We start from the raw sequence: 14,590 nt of genomic DNA on the forward strand, positions 1-14,590 counted from the left end.
CCCCCGGCCCTGGTTCCCGCGCACCGTTCCTTGACCGGATCTTTCTTCGCGCCCCTTCTTCGCGGGCCGACGCGCAGCCCTCCTGCAGCGCCGCCCCACGAGCCGGCTAAGCGAGAACCGTGACCGGATCGCCGACCCGGACCGTGCCGGGGGAGAGGGGCACCAGGTTCTGACCGAACGCCAGGCTGCCGCCGATGCGGCGGTGGCGTCCCAGGGTGGCCAGTGGTTCCTTGCCCCGCACGGCGGTTTCCTGGTCGGTGGTGGTCACCACGCAGCGCCCGCACATCTTGGCGACGCGGAAGGTGACCTCGCCGATCGCGATGCGGGACCAGCCGTCCTCGGCCCAGGCGGCGGTGCCGGCCACGACCACGTTCGGCCGGAAGCGGTTCATCGGCAGCGGGCCCTCGGCCGGGCGGGCGCCCTGGGCGATCAGGGAGTTGAGGGCGTCGAGGGAGGCGATTGTGGTGAGCAGCAAGGGATAGCCGTCGGCGAAGCTGACCGTCTCGCCCGGTTGTGCGTACTCAGGGTCGACGGGCCGGCGCGTGGCCGGATCATCCATGTGCACAAGGCGCACATCGACGCCGAGATAGTCGCTGCACCAGGCGTGCGCGGCCGCGTCCTCGGCGAGCACTCCCTCGACCTTGTCGCCGAAGATCTCCACCGGCACGGTGCCGGCCGGCCGGGGCACCTCCACGGTCAGCGGGTCCAGGCCCGGTGCGGACAGGCGAACGCCGCCGCCGGGCACGAGCTCGGCGGCGGCCAGCGCAAGGCGCGGCTGCTGACGTTGTGTGACGACCTTTCCCCCGGCGTCGATCAGCACCCAGCGCCGGTCTCCGGCCAGCCCCCAGGGCTCCACGACGGCTTCCCGGGGCGCAAGGCCCCGGAACGCCTTCACCGGATGGACGTGAATCGACTGCAGCAGCGCGTTCCCCATCAGGCCATCGTGCCAGGCGGCAGTGACAAGCGGGGAGGGCGGCTCAGTAGCCGCGGTACTGCTGCTGGTTGTTGTACGGGTCCTGATAGGGAGCCGGGGCGGGCCGGGCGGCCGCGGGGCGCATCGCCTCGTAGCCCGTGCCGGCCGGCATCGGCCGTTGTGGCTGCGGCGGCTGCGGGCCGGGATAGCCGCGCGGCGCCGTGGCCTGCTGAGGGATGTAGGCCGCGGGCGCCTGCTGCAGCGGAGCCGGCTGCTGCGCCTGCGGATAGCCGTAGGAGGGCTGGGAGGGGCCCGCCGGAAGGGCGGGCAGAGCCGACGGCAGGGCCGGCAGGTAGCTGCCCGGCGCGTCGTACGCGGCGGGGACCCGGATCGGAGCGATCTGCGGGGTGCCCCGCTCGGCGACGAGCCTGTCGTAGATCGGGGTGTCCGGGAAGGCGGAGTAGTAGCCGCCGCCGAAGGTGGAGCGGGGGGAGGTCATGGCACATAAGTTAAGCCCTCGATGTGCTAGTTGGGGAGACCGATAAGAGGGTTGTTTTCAGTGTCGGCAGTGACGCGGGATCCCCAATGCGAGCGAACTTGGCAAAAAAGGGCGCCGATCGAGGTACAGGTCGTGTAAAGGCCGAGTTCCGGGCGGGTTACCTGCGGTTGGCCACCGGTCTTCCTGTGCTCCTCGTGGGAGTTCGCTGTCGTGGGGAATAGGTTGTGCGTGTAGAGAACCGGAAGAGCCGCCGGGGCCCGGACTGGCGCAGTGACACGTGATGGGGGCGGACATGTCAATGCCGAAAGGATCGAATACTCCGGTGCCGACGACGGCGCTGCGGGTGGAATTGGGGTGGCGTTCCGGACCCGGCGTGCCGGACGCGGACGCCTCCGCACTTCTGCTCGTGGGCGGCAAGGTCCGCTCCGACGGCGACTTCGTCTTCTACAACCAGCCCGTGCACACCTCCGGGGCGGTCCGGCACGAGGGCAAGCGGGACGGCGGCGGCCGATTCGTCGACACCCTCCTTGTCGACCTCGCGCGCGTGGAGCCCGCGGTCGAGACGATCGTCCTCGCCGCCTCCGCGGACGGCGGCACGTTCGGACAGGTCCCCGACCTCTACATCGAGGTCCGTGACGCCGCCCAGGGTGGTGCGGTGGCCCGCTTCGACAGCACGGGCGCGAGCGTGGAAACCGCTTTCGTACTCGGTGAGTTCTACCGCCGCCAGGGCGCCTGGAAGTTCCGCGCCGTCGGTCAGGGCTACAGCAGCGGACTCGAGGGCCTGGCGACGGACTTCGGGATCGCGGTGGACGAGCCGCAGCACACCGCTCCCGCGCCGCCGCCCCCGGCCGCACCGCCGATGACCACGCCCCCGCCCGTCGCGCCGCCGCCCACCGCACCGCCGGTCCATATGCCCCCGCCGGTCGCACCCCCGGCCGCCGTGCAGCCGCCCCCGCCGCCGGCGCCGCCCACGCAACCGGTCCGCCTGAGCAAGGTGACGCTCACCAAGGCGGCCCCCACGGTCTCGCTGGCCAAACAGGGCGGCACCTCGGGCGCCATGCGCGTGAACCTCAACTGGCAGGTGCGCAAGCAGTTCTCGGGATGGGGCAGCAAACGCGGCCGCGCGGTCGCCATGCACGCAGACCTCGACCTCGACCTGTGCGCCCTGTACGAACTCGCCGACGGCAGCAAGGGCGTCGTACAGGCCCTCGGCAACGCCTTCGGGGCCCTGCAGCGGCCGCCGTACATCCACCTCGACGGCGACGACCGCACCGGCGCCGTCACGAGCGGCGAGAACCTCACCATCAACCTCGACCACAAACAGTCCTTCAGGCGCATCCTCGTCTTCGTGACCATCTACGAAGGCGCGCGGTCCTTCGCCGACCTGCACGCCACGGTCACCCTCCAGCCGCAGTACGGCGCTGCGATCGACTTCTCCCTCGACGAGTGCACCGTCCCCTCGACGGTGTGCGCCCTCGCCCTGATCACCAAGACGGGCAACGACCTGGTCGTCCAGCGCGAGGCCCGCTACCTGGTGCCCGAGCGCGGGGTGAGCCCCCAGCGGACCGTCGACTACGCCTACGGATGGGGCATGAACTGGACCCCGGGCAGGAAGTGAGCGCCCTAGAGAGGGCGCTCGTCCGCGACGGCGTCCGGGCGCGCGTAGGTGCGGCCCTTCCAGGCCGCACCGCGTCCCCTGTAGTGCTGCACCGCGGAATCGACCGTCATGAGGAGATAGAGGAACGCGGTGAACGGCAGCAGCGGAGCGAGCCACACCGGCCGGCGGTAATAGCGCAGCATCGGGACGTACGTCCCCGTCATCACCAGCCACGCGGCACCGCCGAGGGCCCCGGCTGCCCCGTCCCCGGCGGCCAGGCCCGCGACCAGGGCGGCGGGCGGCACCAGATACACCAGGACCAGCCCGACGACCGTCCCGAGCAGCAGCAGCGGATTGTGCCGCAACTGCGCGTACGCGCTGCGTGACACCATCCGCCACAGGTCGTGCAGCCGCGGATAGGGCCGCACGCTGTCCACCCGCTCGGCCAGCCCCAGCCAGATGCGTCCGCCGCTGCCCTTGACCGCGCGCGCGAGCGCCACGTCGTCGATGACGGCGTGCCGGATCGCGTCCGGGATCCGCGCCCGCTCGGCGGCGTCGGTGCGCAGCAGTACGCAGCCGCCCGCGGCGGCCGCCGTCCGCGTCCCCTTCCGGCCGATCCGGCGGAACGGGTACAACTGCGCGAAGAAATAGACGAAGGCCGGCACCACGAGCTGCTCCCACCGGCTCTCCACTCGCAGCCGAGCCATCTGCGACACGACGTCGAAGCCGCCGCTGCGCGCGGCGGCGACCAACTCGCGCAGGCTGTCCGGGGCGTGCGCGATGTCCGCGTCCGTCAGCAGCAGATATTCGGGCCCGCGCGCGCGTGCCAGGCCGATGCCGTGCCGCGCGGCCCACAGCTTGCCCGTCCAGCCGGCGGGCGGTTCGCCGGGGGAGGCGACGGTCAGGGGCAGTCCGCCGTGTGTGTCCGCCAGGTCGCGGGCCAGCTGCCCGGTGCCGTCCGAGCTGCCGTCGTCGACCAGAAAGATCTCCGCCCGGCCCGGGTACTGCTGGGCCAGCAGCGACGGCAGGCTCGCGGGCAGCACGGCGGCCTCGTCGCGCGCCGGGACGACCACGCACACCGACGGCCACTCGCCGGGATCCTGGCGGCGCGGGAGCCTGACGTCCGTGCGCCAGAAGAAGCCCTGACAGAGCAGCAGCCACAGCCAGGCGGCGAGTGATACGGCGGCGATCCACACGATGGCGCTCACCCGCGCAGTCTGCCCCACCCCACCGGCCCGCAAGGGCCCATCGTCTATCGTGGCCGGGTGAAGATCGCGCTCATGGACTCCGGAATCGGTCTGCTTCCCGCCGCTGCCGTGGCGCGCCGTCTGCGGCCCGACGCGGATCTGGTCCTGTCGTGGGACCCCGACGGGATGCCCTGGGGACCGCGCACACCGGAGGACATCACGCAGCGCGCCCTAGACGTCGCCGGGGCTGCCGCCGCGCACAGGCCCGATGTTCTGATCGTCGCCTGCAACACCGCGTCCGTGCACTCCCTTCCGGCGCTGCGCGCCCGTTTCGAGCCGAAGCTGCCGATCATCGGCACCGTGCCCGCGATCAAGCCCGCCGCCGCGGGCGGCGGCCCCGTCGCCATCTGGGCGACGCCCGCCACAACGGGCAGCCCCTACCAGCGCGGTCTCATTGCCGAGTTCGCCGCGGGTGTGGACGTCACCGAGGTGCCCTGTCCCGGGCTTGCGGACGCCGTGCACCATGCCGACGAAGCAGCGGTCGAGGCCGCCATCGCCGCGGCCGCCGCACGCACCCCCGACGACATCACGACCCTCGTCCTCGGCTGCACCAACTATGAACTGGTGGCCGAGCGCATTCGCGCCGCCGTACAGCAACCCGGCCGGCCGCCGCTCATCCTGCACGGCACCGCCGGCGCGGTCGTCGCCCAGGGCCTGCGCCGGATCGGCGAGCAGCCCGCCCCCGAGTCCCCCGCCGACGGCACCCTCACGGTGCTGCTCAGCGGCCGTGAGGCCGAGCTGCCCGAGACCGCGCTGACCTATGAAGAGGGACGTTTCCTCAAGGCGGTCAGTCCCGCGCGGTGACCCGGGGCACGCCCTGACGGCCTCGTCGGCGCAGTCACTCTCCGCCACCCGCTACCCGCGCTGCGAAACCTGAGTAACCTCATGAGTATGAGGGACCACCCCCACGGCGAGCAGGCCCAGCACCCCGACGTCTGGACCGGACGCGCCACCAAGCGGGTCCAGTGGCTGCCGGCGCTGGCCGGTGCGGCCGTCATGGCGCTCGGCATCGAGCTGGCCGTCGACTCCGCCTGGACGTCGGGCATCGCCCCGCTCGTGATGGCCGTCGTCGGCTGCATCGCCGCCGGGCTGCTGGTCCTCTTCGGCACGCTGGCCTTCCTGCATGTCGATCTCAAGCTCGACAAGGAGTGCCTCGAGGTGCGCTGCGGCCACATCGGTGTGCCGCGCCGCCGCATCCCGCTCTCGCATGTCGCCGGCGCCGAGTTCGACGCGCACGTCAATCCGCGGCACTGGGGCGGCTGGGGCTATCGCTGGCGGCCCGAGAAGGGCACCGCGGTGGTCGTGCGCCGCGGCGAGGGTGTCGTGCTGCGCCTGTGGGACGGCCACACGTTCACGGTGACGGTGGACAACGCCGAGGCCGCGGTACGGGTCATCAGGGACCGTCTGCGGCCGGGCACGACCGGCGCACTGCACTGAGCAGCACCGTCACGGCGTCAGCCGGTCGCCGCGCGGGCGCAGGCCCGCCTCCGGCTGCGGTGACTCGTCGGCGAGCGGCCGGGCCGTGGCCAGGCCCGCAAGAAGGCCCGCACCGACCGACACGGCGGTGAAGCTCAGCGCATTGCCGACCGCGGCGATCGCCGCGAGCGCCGTCAGGGCCGCCCCCGCCGTGAGTACCACCGGCGTGGGCCGCGCAGAGCGCCACAGCGCATGCAGCACCCAGCAGAAGGACGCCCCCAGCAGGGCCACGCCGACGACGCCCTGTTCCGCCGCCTGCTGCAACAGCGCCGAGTGCGGCTTGCCGTCCGAGAGCAGGGTCCGGGTCGCCGTCGTGCTCAGTTCACCGAAACGCTCCGGGCCCACGCCCAGGGCGGCGTTGCGGTGCGCGAGATGCAGGGCGTCCTGCCACAGCTGGACCCGGTGCTGGGTGAGCTGGCCTTCCAGGGACGTGGTCAGCCCCTCGGGCAGCGCATTTCCGGCAACGGCCCAGGTCAGGCCGGTCACCAGGGCCGCGGTCAGGGCGAGGCCGGCGATGCCCGCGCCGCGGCTGCGCATACGGCCGGCGGCCAGGGAGCACAGCACCACGGCGGTACAGGTGACGAAACCGCTGGTCGAGCCCAGGACGGCCGCGGTCACGGTGATGGCGGCCGCCAGCGCTCCCATCGCGAACCGCCCGGCCGACGACTCGGCGGCCCAGGCCGCGCAGCACGCAGCGCCGACGCACAGGGTCAGCAGCGCGGCAGTGGCACCGGCGTGTCCGAGCGGTGCCACGATCTGCGGCCCCGGGGCCAGGTACGGCACGGCCACCACCAGGCCCAGCCCGGCCAGCGCCCCTGCACACGGCGCGGCCACCGGCAGCAACACCCCGCAGATCCGCCCCACGGCATAACCGGCCGCCACGGCCAGCACCGCCAGCAGCACGCCCTCCGGGCGGCCCTCATGCACGGTCGCCGTGATCAGCGACCAGGTGGCACACGCCCCGAGCACCACCACGCCCACCGCGTCAGAAACGTTTCGTCTCTCGCCGACCTCCCCAGGACCGGCCTCAGACGTCATCCCTGTGGAACCCACCCCGCCCCCCGAACCGGAACCGAAGCCCCCCGACCTCGCACGACCCAGGCCGCCGAGGCCGTGACCGGCCGGGCGACTGTGGCTGGGCACACCGTAACGGCTGATGGACGTTTTGTGGATGAGTTGGGCCGAGTTACGCAGGAACGATGCGGCGCCTGCGCCGCGCAGTGCCCCGTGCTGCCCGGCGGACCGCGCTGTCCGTGTCAAGGTCACCCGCCGTACACTCCCGGAGTGACCGTCACCGCAACCTCCGTGGACGAGTCGGACCAGTTGCAGCCGCAGGGCGCGCCCGCATCGCGCGCGGTGCGCCTCGTACGCTTCGTTCCGGCCCTCGCCGCCGCGCTCTCCGGAGTGCTGCTCTATGTAAGTTTCCCGCCGCGCACCCTGTGGTGGCTGGCCGTTCCGGCCTTCGCCGTCTTCGGCTGGGTGCTGCGCGGCCGCAGCTGGAAGGCAGGCCTCGGCCTCGGCTATCTCTTCGGCCTCGGCTTCCTGCTGCCGCTGCTGGTGTGGACCGGCGTGGAGGTCGGCTCCGTGCCCTGGCTGGCCCTGGTGGCGATCGAGGCGATCTTCGTCGCGCTGGTCGGTGCGGGCGTCGCCGTGGTGTCGAAGCTGCCCGCGTGGCCGGTGTGGGCGGCCGCGGTGTGGATCGCGGGCGAGGCGGCACGCGCGCGTGTGCCGTTCAACGGCTTCCCCTGGGGCAAGATCGCGTTCGGTCAGGCCGACGGCGTCTTCCTGCCGCTGGCCGCGGTGGGCGGCACCCCGGTACTCGGCTTCGCGGTCGTCCTGTGCGGCTTCGGCCTCTACGAGGTCGTACGCCTGGCCCTGGACGCGCGGCGCACCCGGGCCGTCCAGCGGTCGGCCGCGGCCATAGCCCTGCTGAGCGTTGCCGTGCCGGTGGTCGGCGCGGTCGCCGCCCGTTCGCTGGTCAGCGACAAGGCCGAGGACGGCTATGCGACCGTCGCACTCATCCAGGGCAATGTGCCGCGCTCCGGGCTGGAGTTCAACGCCCAGCGGCGTGCCGTGCTCGACTACCACGCGCGCGAGACGATGCGCCTGGCCGCCGAGGTCAAGGCCGGCAAGACGCCCAAGCCCGACCTCGTGCTGTGGCCGGAGAACTCCTCCGACGTCGACCCGTTCGACAACGCCGACGCGTACGCCGTCATCGACAGCGCGGCCAAGGCGATCGGCGTGCCCGTCTCGGTTGGCTCTGTCGTCGAGCGGCACGGTAAGTGGTACAACGAGCAGATCCTCTGGGATCCCGAGAAGGGCCCTGTCGACAGCTACGACAAGCGGCAGATCCAGCCGTTCGGCGAGTACCTGCCGCTGCGCTCGCTCATCGGCGCGATCAACAGCGACTGGACGTCACTGCAACGCCAGGACTTCAGCCGGGGCACCAAGCCGGGCGTCTTTGCCATGGCCCACGCAAAGGTCGGCCTGGTCACCTGCTACGAGGCCGCCTTCGACTGGGCCGTGCGCTCCGAGGTCACCGACGGCGCGCAGCTGATCTCCGTGCCGAGCAACAACGCGACCTTCGACCGCAGCGAGATGACCTACCAGCAGCTCGCCATGTCCCGCGTCCGTGCCGTCGAGCACAGCCGCACCGTGACGGTGCCGGTCACCAGCGGCGTCAGCGCGATCATCATGCCGGACGGGAAGATCACCCAGAAGACCGGCATGTTCGTGCCCGCCCACCTGGTGCAGAAGGTACCGCTGCGGTCGTCCGAGACGCCGGCCACCCGGGTGGGCATCCTGCCGGAGATCGCCCTGGTGCTGGTTGCCGCGGGCGGACTCGGCTGGGCGATCGGCGCCGGGGTGCGCGGGCGGCGCGCCCGGGACGCATAGCCGTACGCCCGGCGCACGCCCCGTGAAGTGCGCCGGGACCGTGACACCGGCCCTTAGGGTCGGTGTCATGCCAACTCCTGATTTCATCCGCGAGATCCGGGCCTCCGCAGGCCACCAGCTGCTCTGGCTTCCCGGCGTGAGCGCCGTCGTCTTCGACGACGAGGGCAGAGTCCTGCTCGGGCAGCGCGCGGACAACCACCGGTGGGCGCTGATCTCCGGCATCCCGGACCCAGGTGAGCAACCCGCCGCCGCCCTCGTGCGCGAGGTGCAGGAGGAGACGGGCGTCCGGGTCGCCGTCGAGCGGCTGATCGCGGTGCGGTCCGGACGGCAGGTCACCTACCCCAACGGCGACACCTGCCAGTTCATGGACCTCTGCTTCCGCTGCCGCGTCATCGACGGCGAGGCCCGGGTGAACGACGACGAGTCCCTGGCGGTGGGCTGGTTCGCGCTGGACGAGCTGCCCGAGATGACCGACTACCACCACTTCCGGATCAAGCAGGCCCTGTCCGACGAACCCACGTGGTTCGAGCCCATGAGTTCCGAGTGAAGTATGGGTGGTGACCATATGTGGGGTGGCGGGGGTGCTGCTTAGGGTCGAGACATGACCCCGCCCAGCGCCCTCCCGGCTCCCCACACCCCCTCCCTGGACCTCGGCGGCCGGACCGTCCTCGTCACCGGCGCCGCCGGCGGCATCGGCCGCGCCTGTGCGCTGCGCCTGGCGGCCGCCGGGGCCAAGGTGAGAGCGGTCGACCGGGACGGCGAGGGTCTGGAGTCGCTCGCCGAGCAGGCCGGGGGTCTCGCGGGCACGGTCGAGCCGCATGCCCTCGATCTCACCGACCTCGACGCCGCCGAACTGGCCGCCGCGGGCACCGACGTCCTGGTCAACAACGCCGGGCTGCAGCTGGTGCGCCCCATCGAGGAGTTTCCGCCCGAGGTCTTCCACACCGTGCTCACCGTGATGCTGGAGGCGCCCTTCCGCCTCATCCGCGGAGCGCTGCCCCACATGTACGGCCAGGGGTGGGGCCGTATCGTCAATGTGTCCTCCGTCCACGGGCTGCGTGCCTCGGCCTACAAGTCGGCCTATGTGGCCGCCAAACACGGTCTGGAGGGCCTGTCCAAGACCGCCGCCCTCGAAGGCGCGCCCCACGGCGTCACCTCGAACTGTGTGAACCCCGCCTATGTGCGCACCCCCCTGGTCGAGAAGCAGCTCGCCGACCAGGCACAGGCGCACGGCATCCCCGCGGAGCGGGTCCTTGCAGAGGTGCTGCTGCAGGACAGCGCCGTCAAACGGCTCATCGAACCGGAGGAGGTCGCCGAGGCCGTGGCCTATCTGTGCAGCCCGCATGCCTCCTTCGTGACCGGCACGTCGCTCGTCCTCGACGGCGGCTGGACCGCGCACTGACCAGGCCCGCGCCCGTGCAGCTAGGAGTTGTCCACAGGGCTGACGGGGCGGCCGTGCGATGAGGAATCCTGTGAGCATGTCCCGCGATCACGTGCAGTCCGCCGAGCTCGCCGACGCCGAAGCGGCCGGGCCGGCGCTCAGCGGCGCCGAGACGCCCTTCCTTCAGCTGCTGGCCAGGGGCGCCTCCGCCGACGCCTACGAGCAGCCGGTGCTGCTGGCCCGCGCCGAGGCACGGCCGGCCGAGACGATCGCCGCGCTCGAGCAGGCCAAGCTGCTCGCGCTGCGGGTGCGTGCGGAACTGGAGGGGCGCCGCCGCCGGGAGGCCGAGCTGTCCGCGCTCTTCGAGACGGCCCACGACCTGGCGGGCCTGCGCGACCTGGACGCCGTACTGCAGGCGATCGTGCAGCGCGCCCGCTCCCTGCTCGGCACGGACGTCGCCTACCTCAGCCTGAACGACCCGGACCGCGGCGACACCTATATGCGGGTGACCGAGGGCTCGGTCGCCGCCCGCTTCCAGCAGCTGCGGCTCGGCATGGGGGAGGGGCTCGGCGGCCTCGTGGCCCAGACCGCCCGCCCGTACGTCACCGACGACTACTTCAAGGACGACCGCTTCCAGCACACCAACGCCATCGACGCCGGAGTGCGGGACGAAGGCCTGGTCGCCATCCTCGGCGTGCCCCTGATGCTGGGCCACCATGTCATCGGCGTCCTGTTCGCGGCCGACCGGCGTGCCCGGGTCTTCGAACGGGAGCAGATCGCGCTGCTCGGCTCGTTCGCCGCGCTGGCCGCGGCCGCCATCGACACCGCCAACCTCCTCACCGAGACCCGCTCGGCCCTGGCCGGCCTGGAGCGCGCCAACGAGATCATCCAGGACCGCAGCGGCGTCATCGAGCGCGCCTCCGACGTCCACGACCGGCTCGCGGAGCTTGTGCTGCGCGGCGGCGGGGTCCACGACGTGGCCGCGGCCGTCTCCCAAGTCCTCGACGGCACGGTCGAGTTCACCGAGGCCCTCGACGCACCGGCGGCCCCCCTGGAGGCCTCCCGCGCCGAAGGGCACGCCGTACGCCACCAGGACGACTGGATCGCCGCGGTGGCCGCCGGCGGCGAACTGCTCGGCGCGCTCGTCCTGCGCGGCCACCCCGGCCTCGACCCCGTGGACCAGCTCACCCTGGAGCGCGCCGCGATGGTCACCTCGCTGCTGCTGCTCGCCAGACGCTCGGCCGCCGAGGCCGAACAGCGCGTCCGCGGCGAGCTGTTGGACGATCTCCTCGACGCCCGCGACCGCGACCCGCGCCTGCTGCGCGAGCGCGCGTCCCGGCTGCACGCCGACCTGGACGCCACCCACGTGGTGCTCGCCGCCCGACTCGACGGCACGGCCCCCGACGCCGACCAGGAGGCGGCCGCCCGCCGACGCCTGTGGTCCGCCGCCTCGCACCTCGCCGCGACCCGGCACGGCCTGGCCGCCGCGCGCGACGGCGGCACCGTCCTGCTGCTGCCGCTGGCCCCCGACGACACCGCCACCGACCTGGCCCGCCGCACCGCCCACCAGCTGGGCACCGCGGTCCACGAGGCAGTCACCGTCGGCGCCTCCGCCCCCGTCCAGGACCTCGCCGCCCACCCCGACACCGCGGCCGCCGCCTACGCGGAGGGCCGGCGCTGCCTGGACGCCCTGCGCCTGCTCGGCCGCCCCGGCGACGGGGCCGCAGCCGAGGACTTCGGCTTCCTCGGCCTGCTGCTCGCCGGGGACCGGGACATCGCCGGCTTCGTGGACCGCACGATCGGACACGTCGTCGCCTACGACGAACGGCGCGGCACCGACCTCGTGCGCACCCTCGACGCCTACTTCACCTGCGGCATGAGCCCGGCCCGCACCAAGGACGAACTCCACGTCCACGTCAACACGGTGGCCCAGCGCCTGGAGCGCGTCGCCCGCCTCCTGGGCGACGACTGGCAGGAACCCGCCCGCGCCCTGGAGATCCAACTCGCCCTGCGTCTGCACCGGTTGTCGGCACGCGCCACACACTGACCCCCGTACGCGAGGCGTACGGGGGCAGGTTCCGGCAGGTCACACGGTGCGCGCGTCCGCCGCCGTGGCCGTCGTATGCTCCGCGCCGACGGACGGGTCGACCTCGGCCAGGTCCCGGTGACGGGTCTCCTTGGCGACCCCCACCGCGAGGACCGTCAGGACGGCCGCGGCGATGACGTACAGGGCGATGGGGGTGGAGCTGTCGTAGTCGGCCAGCAGTGCGGTGGCGATGAGGGGCGCCGGCGCGCCCGCGGCGACGGAGGCGAACTGGGCGCCGATGGAGGCACCGGAGTAGCGCATCCGGGTCGCGAACATCTCGGAGAAGAAGGCGGCTTGGGGCGCGTACATCGCACCGTGCAGCACCAGGCCCACGGTGACCGCGAGGACCAGGTTGCCGAAGCCGCCGGTGTCGATGAGGGAGAAGAAGGGGAACATCCACAGCCCGACGCCGATGGCGCCCAGCAGATACACCGGACGGCGTCCGACCCGGTCCGACAGTGCGCCCCAGGCCGGGATGACCGCGAAGTGCACCGCCGACGCGATCAGCACCGCGTTGAGCGCGGTCTGCTTGGAGACACCGGCCGACGTGGTGGCGTAGACGAGGATGAACGCGGTGATGACGTAGTAGCTGATGTTCTCCGCCATGCGCGCGCCCATGGCCACCAGCACATCCCGCCAGTGGTCGCGCAGTACGGACACGAGCGGCAGCTTCTCCGCCGCCGCCGACCGGTCGGCCTTGCGGGCCTCCGCCTGTGCCAACGCCTGCCGGAACACGGGCGATTCATCGACAGAAAGACGAATCCACAAACCGACGATCACCAGCACGCCGGAGAGCAGGAACGGGATCCGCCAGCCCCAGGAGCCGAAGGCGTCGTCCGACAGCACGGCCGTCAGCAGGGACAGCACACCCGTCGCGAGCAACTGCCCGGCGGGCGCCCCGGTCTGCGGCCACGACGCCCAGAAGCCGCGCCGCCGGGCATCGCCGTGCTCCGACACCAGCAACACGGCCCCGCCCCACTCGCCGCCCAGCGCGAAGCCCTGGATCAGGCGCAGGGTGGTCAGCAGCACGGGCGCGGCGGTGCCGACCGTCGCATGCGTCGGCAGCAACCCGATCGCGAACGTCGCCCCACCCATCAGCAGCAGACTCAGCACCAGCAGCTTCTTGCGCCCGATCCGGTCGCCGAAGTGCCCGAAGACCAGCGCGCCCAGCGGACGGGCGGCGAATCCGACGGCATACGTCAGGAAGGAGAGGAGGGTGCCGACCAGGGGATCCGAGTCGGGGAAGAACAGCTTGTTGAAGACGAGCGCTGCGGCGGAACCGTAGAGGAAGAAGTCGTACCACTCGATGGTGGTGCCGATGAGGCTGGCGGCGACGATGCGCTTGAGACTGGCGGGGGTGCCGGGCGTCGGTGGAGCGGATGCTGCGGAGGCCATGTGCGCCACTTCCTCGTGTGCGATGGGGACGGGTACGTGTCGGCACACCGTAGGAAGAGGCAGGTCAGGCGGACATGTGGTGGGACTACATAGTTCGGGGGTGGAGTGTGCGTGCGTCCCCTATGCCTCCACTTCGAAGTCCGAGTGAGGAGTCTTGTACCCATCACGTAGCGTCACGACGGTACTGGGCAGACCTGGGCTTTGTGGGCGGCCGGCCTTTGTTCAGGCGTCGTACGCGTAGAAGCCGCGGCCGTTCTTGCGGCCGAGGTGGCCTGCGGCGACCATGCGGCGCAGTAGTGCCGGCGGGGCGTACAGCGGTTCCTTGAACTCCTCGTACATCGACTCGGCGACGGCTTGGGCGGTGTCCAGGCCGATCAGGTCGAGCAGGCGGAGCGGACCCATGGGGTGGGCGCAGCCGAGTTCCATGCCTTGGTCGATGTCCTGGGGCCGGGCGCCGCCGGACTCCACCATCCGGACCGCGCTGAGCAGGTAGGGCACGAGGAGGGCGTTGACGACGAAGCCGGAGCGGTCGGGTGCCTGGATGGGCTGCTTGCCGAGTTGCGTCGCCAGGTCGCGGGTGCGCTGCACGGTGTCCGGGCTGGTGGTGAGGGCGGGAACGAGCTCGACCAACCTCTGTACCGGAACGGGGTTGAAGAAGTGCATGCCGATGACCTGGCCGGGACGGTCGGTGACGACGGCGAGATCCACGACGGGGATGGAGGAGGTGTTGGTGGCCAGGATCGCCGCGGGGTCTTCGACCGCCTTGTCCAGGGAGCGCAGGACGTCGGTCTTGATCTCGCGGTTCTCGGCGACGGCCTCGACTACGAATTGACGGTCGGACAGGTCACTGAGGTCGTGGGTGAACGAGAGCCGGGCGAGGGCCTGGCCGCGCTGTTCCTCGGTGATCTTGCCGCGCTGCACGCCTCGGTCGAGGGAGGCGGTGACCCGACGGCGGCCTGCCTCGACGGCGTCGGGGGTGGCTTCGGCGACACGGACGTAGAGGCCGCCCAGGGCGGCGACTTCGGCGATGCCGGAGCCCATGAGGCCGCAGCCGACGACGCCGAGACGGGTGACGGAGTCCATGTGATGTCCCATCCGGTC

13 protein-coding genes are annotated in these 14,590 nt (G+C 72.1%); 7 read left to right on the forward strand and 6 right to left on the reverse strand.

Annotated features, from left to right (window positions below):
- Positions 1-106: 106 nt before the first annotated feature.
- Both ACFY10_RS24570 and ACFY10_RS24575 read right to left on the reverse strand, forming a co-directional pair.
- Positions 107-934, reverse strand: a complete 828-nt coding sequence (locus ACFY10_RS24570) for an MOSC domain-containing protein (RefSeq protein WP_390667335.1) — start codon at positions 932-934, stop codon at positions 107-109.
- Between the two features lie 43 nt (positions 935-977).
- The gene (locus tag ACFY10_RS24575; RefSeq protein ID WP_390667336.1) at positions 978-1,412 is read right to left on the reverse strand and encodes a DUF6643 family protein; all 435 of its coding nucleotides are present in this window, start codon (positions 1,410-1,412) and stop codon (positions 978-980) included.
- Positions 1,413-1,710: 298 nt separating this feature from the next.
- Here ACFY10_RS24575 and ACFY10_RS24580 point away from each other — a divergent pair, with 298 nt between their 5' ends.
- A complete protein-coding gene (locus ACFY10_RS24580) occupies positions 1,711-3,030 on the forward strand; it encodes a TerD family protein (protein WP_390667529.1) in 1,320 nt (439 codons plus the stop codon).
- A gap of 5 nt (positions 3,031-3,035) precedes the next feature.
- On the opposite strand, the gene ACFY10_RS24585 is transcribed toward ACFY10_RS24580, so the two are convergent.
- Complete coding sequence (locus ACFY10_RS24585) at positions 3,036-4,235, reverse strand: glycosyltransferase (protein ID WP_390667337.1); 1,200 nt, start codon at positions 4,233-4,235, stop codon at positions 3,036-3,038.
- 39 nt (positions 4,236-4,274) lie between these two features.
- On the opposite strand from ACFY10_RS24585, the gene ACFY10_RS24590 reads away from it, so the two are divergent.
- Complete coding sequence (locus ACFY10_RS24590) at positions 4,275-5,060, forward strand: glutamate racemase (protein WP_390667338.1); 786 nt, start codon at positions 4,275-4,277, stop codon at positions 5,058-5,060.
- Between the two features lie 87 nt (positions 5,061-5,147).
- On the forward strand, positions 5,148-5,693 hold the full coding sequence (locus tag ACFY10_RS24595; RefSeq protein ID WP_390667339.1) for a hypothetical protein: 546 nt from the start codon (positions 5,148-5,150) through the stop codon (positions 5,691-5,693).
- 9 nt (positions 5,694-5,702) lie between these two features.
- Here the strand turns inward: ACFY10_RS24595 and ACFY10_RS24600 are convergent, their stop codons facing one another.
- The gene (locus tag ACFY10_RS24600) at positions 5,703-6,770 is read right to left on the reverse strand and encodes an O-antigen ligase family protein (protein ID WP_390667340.1); all 1,068 of its coding nucleotides are present in this window, start codon (positions 6,768-6,770) and stop codon (positions 5,703-5,705) included.
- 246 nt (positions 6,771-7,016) lie between these two features.
- Here ACFY10_RS24600 and lnt point away from each other — a divergent pair, with 246 nt between their 5' ends.
- From lnt to ACFY10_RS24620, 4 genes are all read left to right on the forward strand, one after another.
- Positions 7,017-8,627, forward strand: a complete 1,611-nt coding sequence (gene lnt, locus ACFY10_RS24605) for an apolipoprotein N-acyltransferase (protein ID WP_390667341.1) — start codon at positions 7,017-7,019, stop codon at positions 8,625-8,627.
- Positions 8,628-8,694: 67 nt separating this feature from the next.
- Positions 8,695-9,174 (forward strand): NUDIX domain-containing protein, encoded by a 480-nt coding sequence (locus ACFY10_RS24610; RefSeq protein WP_390667342.1) that lies wholly within the window; start codon positions 8,695-8,697, stop codon positions 9,172-9,174.
- A gap of 54 nt (positions 9,175-9,228) precedes the next feature.
- Positions 9,229-10,029, forward strand: a complete 801-nt coding sequence (locus ACFY10_RS24615) for a 3-hydroxybutyrate dehydrogenase (protein ID WP_390667343.1) — start codon at positions 9,229-9,231, stop codon at positions 10,027-10,029.
- A gap of 76 nt (positions 10,030-10,105) precedes the next feature.
- Entirely contained in the window at positions 10,106-12,055 is a 1,950-nt protein-coding gene (locus tag ACFY10_RS24620; protein ID WP_390667344.1) for a helix-turn-helix domain-containing protein, read from the forward strand.
- A 39-nt stretch (positions 12,056-12,094) separates the two neighbouring features.
- On the opposite strand, the gene ACFY10_RS24625 is transcribed toward ACFY10_RS24620, so the two are convergent.
- Together ACFY10_RS24625 and ACFY10_RS24630 are read right to left on the reverse strand one after the other, a co-directional pair.
- Complete coding sequence (locus tag ACFY10_RS24625) at positions 12,095-13,489, reverse strand: MFS transporter (protein WP_390667345.1); 1,395 nt, start codon at positions 13,487-13,489, stop codon at positions 12,095-12,097.
- A 222-nt stretch (positions 13,490-13,711) separates the two neighbouring features.
- A complete protein-coding gene (locus ACFY10_RS24630; protein ID WP_390667530.1) occupies positions 13,712-14,572 on the reverse strand; it encodes a 3-hydroxybutyryl-CoA dehydrogenase in 861 nt (286 codons plus the stop codon).
- Positions 14,573-14,590 lie beyond the last annotated feature (18 nt).

It is taken from the genome of Streptomyces sp. NPDC001401 (genome assembly GCF_042895385.1).
Lineage (GTDB): Bacteria > Actinomycetota > Actinomycetes > Streptomycetales > Streptomycetaceae > Streptomyces.

Bases quoted from the DNA above. Each gene is read 5' to 3' on its own strand.
- ACFY10_RS24570 (WP_390667335.1), bottom strand. From the start codon at position 934: ATGGGGAACGCGCTGCTGCAGTCGATTCACGTCCATCCGGTGAAGGCG.
- ACFY10_RS24575 (WP_390667336.1), bottom strand. From the start codon at position 1,412: ATGACCTCCCCCCGCTCCACCTTCGGCGGCGGCTACTACTCCGCCTTC.
- ACFY10_RS24580 (WP_390667529.1), top strand. From the start codon at position 1,711: ATGCCGAAAGGATCGAATACTCCGGTGCCGACGACGGCGCTGCGGGTG.
- ACFY10_RS24595 (WP_390667339.1), top strand. From the start codon at position 5,148: ATGAGGGACCACCCCCACGGCGAGCAGGCCCAGCACCCCGACGTCTGG.
- ACFY10_RS24600 (WP_390667340.1), bottom strand. From the start codon at position 6,770: ATGACGTCTGAGGCCGGTCCTGGGGAGGTCGGCGAGAGACGAAACGTT.
- ACFY10_RS24610 (WP_390667342.1), top strand. From the start codon at position 8,695: ATGCCAACTCCTGATTTCATCCGCGAGATCCGGGCCTCCGCAGGCCAC.
- ACFY10_RS24615 (WP_390667343.1), top strand. From the start codon at position 9,229: ATGACCCCGCCCAGCGCCCTCCCGGCTCCCCACACCCCCTCCCTGGAC.
- ACFY10_RS24620 (WP_390667344.1), top strand. From the start codon at position 10,106: ATGTCCCGCGATCACGTGCAGTCCGCCGAGCTCGCCGACGCCGAAGCG.
- ACFY10_RS24625 (WP_390667345.1), bottom strand. From the start codon at position 13,489: ATGGCCTCCGCAGCATCCGCTCCACCGACGCCCGGCACCCCCGCCAGT.
- ACFY10_RS24630 (WP_390667530.1), bottom strand. From the start codon at position 14,572: ATGGACTCCGTCACCCGTCTCGGCGTCGTCGGCTGCGGCCTCATGGGC.